General features: G+C 66.6%; 1 protein-coding gene and 1 pseudogene. One reads left to right on the top strand and one right to left on the bottom strand.

All coding sequences use genetic code 11. The features are described from left to right. Nucleotides 1-91: pseudogene (locus tag ACPCUW_RS35085) on the top strand (F420-dependent glucose-6-phosphate dehydrogenase); the annotation flags it as partial. Nucleotides 92-422: 331 nt separating this feature from the next. On the opposite strand, the gene ACPCUW_RS35080 reads toward ACPCUW_RS35085, so the two are convergent. Continuing rightward, nucleotides 423-1559 (bottom strand): Mrp/NBP35 family ATP-binding protein, encoded by a 1137-nt coding sequence (locus tag ACPCUW_RS35080; protein ID WP_423429687.1) that lies wholly within the window; start codon nt 1557-1559, stop codon nt 423-425. Between the last annotated feature and the right edge of the window lie 88 nt (nt 1560-1647).

Here is a 1647-nt window from a genome sequence, read left to right as displayed (position 1 = left end):
TCTGGTCTTCCACGCCCCGGGCCACGATCAGCGTCGTTTCCTGGATCTGTTCGCACGCGACCTCGCCCCACGCCTGCGCGCATTGACCTGAGATTTCACCGCTCATGGCGTGCCCGCCGTAGCAGTAGGCGTGAACCCCAACCGCTGCGGCGCGGCAGGCCTCCACCGCGACGACGCCGGGACTCTCGGTGGGCACGTTTGAGTCCGGAGATCGCGGGTAGCACGGCGAGGACTTCGACGACCGAGCCGAGGAGCCGCGGTGGGTATACGTCAGGGGTTCACGGAGTGGCCGGTCTACCGGCGGCCACTCGGCCGCCACCGCGGCGGGCGGACTGGTGGTCCGGTGTGCTGGGCTGGTGCCTTTGGTGATGCGTCGCACCGAGGGTGATACCGACCTGGGTGTTTCTGCGATTCGGACGATTTCACGGCACGACGGCTATTACGAGCTTGCGGCCGCGAAGGCCGCGGGGCTGCGCGACCAATCGTGTGGCGAGATCGGAGAAGGCTTGTGCCGCAGCGGAATGTGGGTCGGCTGCGACTGTCGGTATGCCGCGATCGCCGGCGGTGCCGACAACCGGGTCGAACGGGATCTGTGCGAGGACCGGACACGGCCGACGCAGCCGCACCGTCAGGCGCCGCGCTGCTGCTGCACCACCCCCGGAACCGAACGGTGTGAGCCGGGTGCCATCCGGGGTGTCGAACCAGGACATGTTCTCCACCACGCCGAGTACGCGCTGACCGGTTTTCGACGCGAGCATTCCGGCACGCTCGGCGATGGCGGCGGCGGTCTGGGCAGGCGTGGTGACGAGCACGATCTCTGCCTCGGGGACGAGCTGTGCCAGCGATATCGCGATATCACCGGTGCCGGGTGGCAGGTCGATCAGCAGCACGTCGAGTTCGCCCCAATAGACGTCGGCCAGGAACTGCCGCAGGGCGCGATGCACCATCGGGCCGCGCCACACGACCGGCTCGTTGCCGTCGACGAACATCGCGATCGATATGAGCTTCACACCGTAGCTGCGCGGCGGCATGATCATCCGATCGACCTGGGTCGGCGCCGCGGTGCAGCCGAGCATTCCGGGGAGTGAATGGCCGTGGATATCGGCGTCGAGGACCCCGACCCGAATACCTTTCCGGGCCAGCGCGACGGCGAGATTGACTGTGACACTGGACTTTCCGACACCGCCCTTGCCCGAGGCTATGCAGTAGACGCGGGTACGCGAGCCGGGATCTGCGAACGGGATATCCGGTTCGCCGCCGCGCAGTTGCTGTCGCAGCCGGCTACGTTGCTCGTCGCTCATCGTCGCGAATTGCACTGTGACCGAGTGGATATCGGGCAAGGCCGTAATTGCGGTGCTGACGTCGTGCTCGATCCGGTTGCGCATCGGACAGCCCGAGACGGTGAGCAGTATCGTGACGGTGACGTGTCCGTCGCCCACCGAAATGTCGCTCACCATGCCCAAATCGGTGATGGGACGGTGAATTTCGGGGTCCTCGACGGTGCGCAGTGTGTCTCGGATCCGCTCGGTGTCGGCGATCGCAGGGTCGATGGTGGTCATCGATGGTTCCTTTCGTGCTGTCGGCGCTGGTCACGCGCTGGCGCGCAGCATGTCCTCGCGTTCGACGACCTTGACCCGCTCGCGGCCT

Origin of the sequence: Nocardia sp. AB354 (assembly GCF_049538315.1) — a bacterium.
GTDB lineage: Bacteria > Actinomycetota > Actinomycetes > Mycobacteriales > Mycobacteriaceae > Nocardia > Nocardia nova.
This window is presented reverse-complemented; position numbering and strand designations above follow the sequence as displayed.